Source organism: Lachnoanaerobaculum sp. (assembly GCF_057250505.1).
In genome coordinates this window covers 1-7479 of the sequence record NZ_DBHIEQ010000001.1, presented here as the reverse complement: position 1 = coordinate 7479, position 7479 = coordinate 1, and the positions used below count along the sequence as shown (strand labels likewise).

The following is a 7479-nucleotide window of genomic DNA, read 5'->3' as shown; positions in this document are numbered from 1 at the left end:
GTTTTTATGGTGACATTGTTGTTTGCAGCAAGAGTTATTTCACTTGTACTAAGTCAGCATATAAACTTCAGAATGAGGTTGGCTTTTGACTTTAAGACCAAGGGGCAAAATGATAAAAGGAAGATGGAAGATAAGAAAAGAAGATAAACAATAAAAAGCCGCCATGTCAATCAGATGTGGCGGCTTTTTAACTTTGCCGAAATTTACTTTAGGTCTATATAATTTTTGGAAAACAGCTTTCCTATATCTTTTACAGCCGAGGATATATTTTCAGTTTGTTCACCGATTGAGATTTTATAAAAATCTTCTGAAACTATCTTACCGAGGGCTGTTGTGACGGCACCTGCTGTAGCGCTTGCAACCACGCCTCCGACTACAGGTCCGGCACCGGGAATCGCCTTAATCAAATTTGCAAATACGGCTCTGCCTACAGTCTGTGCCGTCATAATATTTAGAATCGATTTGGAGGCGGATTCACTTATAGTCAAATCAAAAATCCTTCCAAGTGCAATAACCATTCCTACCTGAGCGGCTGTTATAGGTATCGTATCTGCAAGCGGAATAGGTGCGGCCCCTGCCAAACCGGCGGCAGCCGCCGCCGATGCAATGATTTTGTTACATTTCTGCCTTGTAGCAGTATCCATTTTTACCTTAGAACCCATAAGATACTCCTTAGTTTAGTTTTCTGTGAATATTGTACCGAAAAAGATGCAATAAATGTTTTATATATTTTATTCTCACCTTTTCAATATCTTCGGTAATACCTCAGACAATATAAATGAGAATATTATAATAGTACCGCCTATAAACAGATTCAGTGTAAACGGCTCATGTAGAACCACTATACCCATAAATGCCGCCATTACACTCTCAAATGAAAGCAGTATACCGCTTGTGGTAGCTGATACATGCTTCATGCCGTAGAGTATAAGGAAGAACGGCAGTGTAGTACAAAGTATAATCAAGTATATAAGTTGGAATCCGTCTCTAAACGTAACATAGAATCTGTGGTCTTTGACAAAGAGTAATACCGCTATAGACAGTATGGCCGTAGTTGATACCTGCAGTACATTTAAAATACCCGAATCATAACGCCTTGAATATTTTGAAGATATAACAATATAGAGTGCATAAAAAAGTGCGCAAAGTATGCAGTAGATATCTCCAAGGTGGAAGCTGCCAAGGTCATTGCCCAGTATAAAAAATACTCCGATCATACATATGATTGAGACTATAATGTCTGAGAGTGACGGCCTTTTTCTCATTATCAAAAGGTATGCAAAAGGCAACAGTATGATATATGATGCGATGATTAGTGACGATCTGGATGTGGTGGTGTATTGCAATCCTACGGTAAATGTAAAGAATTCACCGAACAGGAACACTCCCATTATAATACCTGCTTTAAGCATTTCCAAATTTATTTGTAAAAGCCTTTTGTTATAAATGACAATAAGTATTAGAGATGCCAAGCCGAATCTTACAACCAACATCACATATGGTGATACATTGTCTAAGAGCTGTTTTACAAAAATATAGGCTGAAGCCCAAAAAAATGTTGCTGTAAAAAGTGCAAGGAAAGCTTGTATTTTTTCTTTCTTCATTTTATCCCCCAAATATTAAAATTATCATATTTATGTTATTATAGACTATTTTCTTTGAAATATATATACCGGATTCCCCCCTCCCCACGATTTCTTCCTTATTTAACAATAGTTACAGACTTTTTTGAGTATACAGAGTAGAATAAAAAACATTTACAGGTATACCCTTAGGGTTTGTATAGTAAAGGAGAATATATGAATAAGTATTTTGATATAAAAGATAAAGTGTATGATGTCACCGAGAAGTATCCTGAGCTTATAGAGGTGCTTGCAAATGCCGGATTTGAAAATCTAAGGAATGATATGATGAGAAAATCCATGGGAAAGCTTTTGAGCATTGAGACGGCGCTTAAGAGTAAGAATATAAATGTGGATGTTTTTGAGAAGCAGTTAGTAGAGGCTATCGAGAGAAAGTCGGACATGACAGACAACAATGGGATTGTAAAAAATGTTGACGAAAATGCTAAAGTATCTATAAAGGGTATCTTGCCATGTCCGGTGAGGATGCAGTTCATTGAAAGCTTTGAAAAGTTTGTAGAGAGTCAGGACTATAAGATAAACTATAATCTTAATGCGGCGAGTATGGGTATGGATGCCATAGAATATGAGATAATGAATGCAAAGACTGAGGACGATCTTTCAGATATATATATGTCTGCAGGCTTTAATCTTTTCTTTGATAATAAGTATATGGGCAGATTTAGAGATAAAGGCGTATTTAAAGACCACAGAATCGGAAAATTAAATAAATCTTTAGATAATGAAAATATTTCGGTAAAAGATCCGGAGGGAGAATATTCTATAATAGGCGTTGTTCCGGCTATATTTATTGTGAATAAAGCTGTATTAGGTGATAGAAAAGCTCCGACATCTTGGGAAGATCTGTTTAAAAAAGAGTTTGAAAATTCCATAGCGCTGCCTACATCCGATCTTGATATGTTCAATGCCATAATGCTTGGTATATACTCCAAGTATGGAAAAGAAGGCGTGAAGGCTTTGGGAAGAGGACTGCTTAAGTCAATGCATCCTGCGCAGATGGTAAAGAGCGGAGGAAGAAAGGACATTGACACTCCGGCAATCAGCATTATGCCGTACTTCTTTTCAAAGACTATCAAAGAAAACTCAAATCTTTCGGTTGTATGGCCAAAGGACGGAGCCGTTATAAGCCCGGTATTTCTCTTGACAAAGAAGAAAAACTATGAAAACAGTAAGCCTCTTATTGATTTCTTGTTTTCAAAACAGGTGGCTGAGGTTTTGGGTGCGGACGGTAAGTTCCCACAGACGAATCCTGAGTATGACAATAAATTGGAAGAAAGTCAAAATTTCCTTTGGGCGGGATGGGATTTTATCCGCTCAAATGATATAGGTGAAATTTTGAGAAATACCGAAAAGTGGTTTTACGGAGAGGAGTAGTATGAATTTGGTTATATTTTCAGGTCCTCCCTCATCAGGAAAGACCTCGGTTATTTTAAAGACTATTGAAGCCATGCAGGGCAGGGGGATAAAGGCGGGAGTTGTGAAGTTTGACTGCCTGTACACAGATGATGATGCAATATATGAAAAAGCAAATATTCCTGTAAAAAAGGGACTTTCAGGCGGACTTTGTCCGGATCATTTCTTTGCATCAAATATAGAAGATGTGGTAAAATGGGGAAATGACCAAAAACTGGACTTACTTATAACTGAATCTGCAGGACTTTGTAATCGTTGTTCACCGTATATTACCTATATAAAGGGAGTATGTGTGATAGACAATCTTTCAGGTATCAATACACCTAAAAAGATAGGTCCTATGCTTAAGTCTGCAGATATAGTGGTTATTACAAAGGGTGATATAGTGAGCCAGGCGGAGAGAGAAGTATTCAGCGGTAGAGTTTGTGCGGTAAATCCGAGGGCTATGGTCATGAATGTAAACGGACTTAGCGGTCAGGGAGCTTTTGAACTTTCCACCTTAATATATGACAATAATATAGACATTAAATCGGTACAAGGAATGAAACTTAGGTTTGCAATGCCTTCGGCTATGTGTTCCTATTGTTTGGGTGAGACAAGGATAGGCGAGGACTATCAGCTTGGAAACACAAAGAAAATGCAGTGGGAGGACAAAAATGAGTGAGTTAAAGCTTGGGGAATTACTTGAAAAGTATCCGTTTGTGAGTGATTTTTTTGAAAGTACGGGATTTTGTATAGACAGCAGTCTTAGTATTACATTTTCAGAGTTTTTGGATAATATATCACAAGAAGAGCTGGAAGATAAGGCAATAGATAAGAAGGAAATAAAAAACCGTCTTGACACATTCATCGAACAAATGTTACAATTCCTTGGTGATAAAAGGGAAAATATAGAAAGTTTAACTATTTTCCCCGGTCATAACAAAAGTGGAGAAAAAGAAAGATTTCAAAAATTAGACATATTTTCTTCACAAATTGTGTCTATAGTTGGAGCTACAGGGTCCGGAAAAAGTAGATTGTTGGCTGATATTGAATGGGCAGCACAAAATGATACCCCTACCGGTCGTACCATATATATAAATGGTAGAAAACCGGATCCGAAATGGCGATATTCGACAAATAATAAATTGGTTGCACAACTTTCACAAAATATGAATTTTGTTATGGATCTTACAGCCCGTGAATTTATAACTATGCATGCCGAAAGCAGAATGATTGAGGATATCGAGACTACAGTTGAGAAGATATTAAAAGAGGCAAATAAGCTTGCAGGTGAGAATTTTGCACCTGAGACTGCAGTTACGGCTTTAAGCGGAGGACAATCCAGAGCGCTGATGATTGCGGATACAGCAGTGCTTAGCTCTTCACCTATAGTTTTGATAGATGAGATAGAAAATGCCGGAATAGACAGGAAAAAAGCACTGGATCTTTTGGTTTCACAGGATAAGATTGTCCTTATGGCTACTCACGATCCTCTTTTGGCGTTGATGGCCGATAGAAGAATAGTTATCAAAAACGGCGGAATTGACAAAATCATAGAGACAACCGCAGAGGAAAAGGAAGTTTTGGTGCAACTGAACAGTATTGATGAAATTATGCAAGAAGCTAGAAAGAGACTGCGTGCGGGTATGACGCTTGAAGGAGAATTATGTCAGGAAGTTATACACAATCCCCACTCTTTAGGGGAATGACAGAAGAAGAGATAGAACTTTGCTTAAAGGAAGCAAAGGCTGATATTGTCGGATTCAGAAAGGGTGAGACAATATTCAATCAGGGAGATACACCGAGACATATTACAATGCTTGTTGAAGGAAGTGTATCTATAGGTAACGACTCCGTAAACGGCAAGAGAAGTATAATGGGAATGTTCTCAAATCCGGGAGAGCTTTTTGGTGAGGTATTCCTTTTCTTAAATCATAATGAATATGTGAACTATGCTTATGCAAGTTCACCAAGTAAGATTTTGGAGATACCGAAAGAGTATCTTACAAGGCCGGGTGCAAATCCGTCATCATTACAGAGCAGAATGCTCTCAAATATGCTTACAATTTTTGCCGAAAGAACCTTTTATCTTAATAACAGATTACAGGTACTTTCATGCTCAACATTAAGGCAAAAGATTGCAAGATTCATACTTCAAAATATGAATGAGAGAGACAGAGTTACTTTAAAGATGAGCAGAGAAGAGTTTGCGGATTTTTTGAATGCTGCAAGGCCTTCACTCTCAAGAGAACTTATGAAGATGCAGGATGACGGCTTTATAAAGGTGGTTAGAAAAGATTTGATTGTAAAAAATCTTGAAGGACTTAAAAGTCTTTAAAAAAAAACATCGCTCGGTAATGTAAGTTACAGTTTTTCGACTTTTAATCTGATATTATAATGCCATGCAGTGATGCAGAAGAATAAAAATTAAATCTGTTAATCAGATTGCTCATAGACTGGATGACAGTCATAGTAAGAGGAGGTATAAATTTGGAAAACAAAATGTTTTGTTATCAGTGTCAGGAGACAGCAGGTAATACAGGATGTACACAGGTAGGTGTATGCGGCAAGAAGCCGGAAGTTGCAAAGATGCAGGATTTACTTATCTACGTAAGTAAGGGTATATCAGCTATAACAACAAGACTTCGTGCTGAGGGCAAGGAGGTAAGCAAGGAAGTAAATCACCTTGTTACATTAAACCTTTTCATCACAATTACAAATGCAAACTTCGATAATGATGCTATTATAGCAAGAATTAAGAAGACGCTTGAAGTTAAGAAGGAGCTTTTAAACGAGCTTTCAAATAAGGACAATCTCCCTGAGGCTGCTCTTTGGGAGTCATTTGATGAAAGCGAGTACCTTGACAAGGCATCTACAGTAGGTGTTCTTGCAACAAAGGATGAGGATGTAAGAAGCCTTAGAGAGCTTATCACATACGGTCTTAAGGGACTTTCAGCATACTCAAAGCATGCAAACGCACTTTTGCAGGATGACGGTGAGGTTGATGCGTTCTTACAGAGAGCATTGGCTTCAACACTTGATGACAGCTTAAGCGTAGACGACTTGGTGGCTCTTACACTTGAGACAGGTAAATATGGTGTAAACGGTATGGCTTTACTTGATAAGGCTAATACTACAGCTTACGGTAATCCTGAGATTACAACTGTTGATATCGGTGTCGGTAAAAATCCGGGTATCCTTATTTCAGGACATGACTTAAGAGATCTTGAGATGCTTCTAAAGCAGACACAGGGAACAGGTGTGGATGTATATACTCACTCAGAGATGCTTGCAGGTCAGTACTATCCGGAACTTAAGAAGTATCCTAACCTTAAGGGTAACTACGGTAATGCATGGTGGAAGCAGAAAGAAGAGTTTGAGAGCTTCAACGGACCGATCCTTATGACTACAAACTGTATAGTTCCGCCTAAGGCAAGCTATATTGACAGACTTTATACAACAGGTTCAGCAGGATATCCGGGTTGCAAGCATATCCCCGGTGATATCGGTGAGGAGAAGGATTTTTCAGAGATTATAGAGCAGGCAAAGAAATGTGCACCTCCGACAGAGATTGAGAGCGGCAGCATTGTAGGCGGTTTTGCACATGCTCAGGTTTTTGCACTTGCGGATAAGGTTGTAGATGCTGTCAAGTCAGGTGCTATTTCAAAGTTTGTTGTAATGGCAGGTTGTGACGGACGTTCAAAGGCAAGAAATTACTATACAGATTTTGCAAAGGCACTCCCAAAGGATGCGGTTATCCTTACAGCAGGTTGTGCTAAGTATAAGTACAACAAGCTTGAACTGGGTGATATCGGCGGTATTCCAAGAGTTCTTGATGCGGGTCAGTGTAATGATTCTTACTCACTTGCAGTTATCGCACTTAAGCTTAAGGAAATCTTCGGACTTGACGATATCAACGATCTTCCGCTTGAGTTCAACATTGCTTGGTATGAGCAGAAGGCTGTTATAGTTTTACTTGCTCTACTCTACCTCGGTGTAAAGAATATTCACCTCGGACCTACACTTCCGGGATTCCTCTCACCAAATGTGGCTAAGGTTTTGGTTGAGAACTTCGGTATCGCAGGTATCGGAACAGTTGAGGATGATATCGAGCTTTTCTTCGGAAAGACTGAGAAGCCGGCAGCTGACGGAAAGTACAATCCTGATATGCTTATCGGCGAGGTTCTTTCAGAGAATCCTGCAGCGGCAAGCGTTCTTATGGATATCGGTATGCACTGCCTCGGATGCCCTTCATCACAGATGGAGTCACTTGCAGAGGCCGCTATGGTACATGGTATCGATGTAAATGAGCTTATCGACAGATTAAATATGCTTGGATAATAATATATAACGACCTCCCGGTGCTTGCCGGGAGGTTTTTGTGTTGTGTCAAGCATAAATGATTATGTCCTAAAATAATTATTTTATAAGCCCCACAAAA

General features: G+C 38.9%; 7 protein-coding genes. 5 read left to right on the top strand and 2 right to left on the bottom strand.

The genetic code is table 11. The annotated features are described in order from the left end of the window. Nucleotides 1-203: 203 nt before the first annotated feature. Both ACO6FI_RS00035 and ACO6FI_RS00030 read right to left on the bottom strand, forming a co-directional pair. Nucleotides 204-662, bottom strand: a complete 459-nt coding sequence (locus ACO6FI_RS00035; RefSeq protein WP_485455567.1) for a DUF697 domain-containing protein — start codon at nucleotides 660-662, stop codon at nucleotides 204-206. A 75-nt stretch (nucleotides 663-737) separates the two neighbouring features. Beyond that, complete coding sequence (locus tag ACO6FI_RS00030) at nucleotides 738-1604, bottom strand: DMT family transporter (RefSeq protein ID WP_485455566.1); 867 nt, start codon at nucleotides 1602-1604, stop codon at nucleotides 738-740. Nucleotides 1605-1799: 195 nt separating this feature from the next. Between ACO6FI_RS00030 and ACO6FI_RS00025 the strand changes: the two genes are divergently transcribed. From ACO6FI_RS00025 to hcp, 5 genes are all read left to right on the top strand, one after another. After that, entirely contained in the window at nucleotides 1800-3017 is a 1218-nt protein-coding gene (locus ACO6FI_RS00025; RefSeq protein ID WP_485455565.1) for an ABC transporter substrate-binding protein, read from the top strand. A gap of 1 nt (nucleotide 3018) precedes the next feature. Then, nucleotides 3019-3720 carry a GTP-binding protein gene (locus tag ACO6FI_RS00020; RefSeq protein ID WP_485455564.1) on the top strand — a complete coding sequence of 234 codons (702 nt, stop codon included), beginning with the start codon at nucleotides 3019-3021 and terminating at the stop codon, nucleotides 3718-3720. After that, nucleotides 3713-4747, top strand: a complete 1035-nt coding sequence (locus tag ACO6FI_RS00015) for an ATP-binding cassette domain-containing protein (protein ID WP_485455563.1) — start codon at nucleotides 3713-3715, stop codon at nucleotides 4745-4747. The genes ACO6FI_RS00020 and ACO6FI_RS00015 overlap by 8 nt, the downstream gene beginning before the upstream one ends. Then, nucleotides 4705-5376, top strand: a complete 672-nt coding sequence (locus ACO6FI_RS00010; protein ID WP_485455562.1) for a Crp/Fnr family transcriptional regulator — start codon at nucleotides 4705-4707, stop codon at nucleotides 5374-5376. Before ACO6FI_RS00015 ends, ACO6FI_RS00010 begins: the two co-directional genes overlap by 43 nt. A gap of 152 nt (nucleotides 5377-5528) precedes the next feature. Further along, the gene (gene hcp, locus ACO6FI_RS00005; RefSeq protein ID WP_485455561.1) at nucleotides 5529-7379 is read left to right on the top strand and encodes a hydroxylamine reductase; all 1851 of its coding nucleotides are present in this window, start codon (nucleotides 5529-5531) and stop codon (nucleotides 7377-7379) included. The last annotated feature ends 100 nt before the right edge of the window (nucleotides 7380-7479 follow it).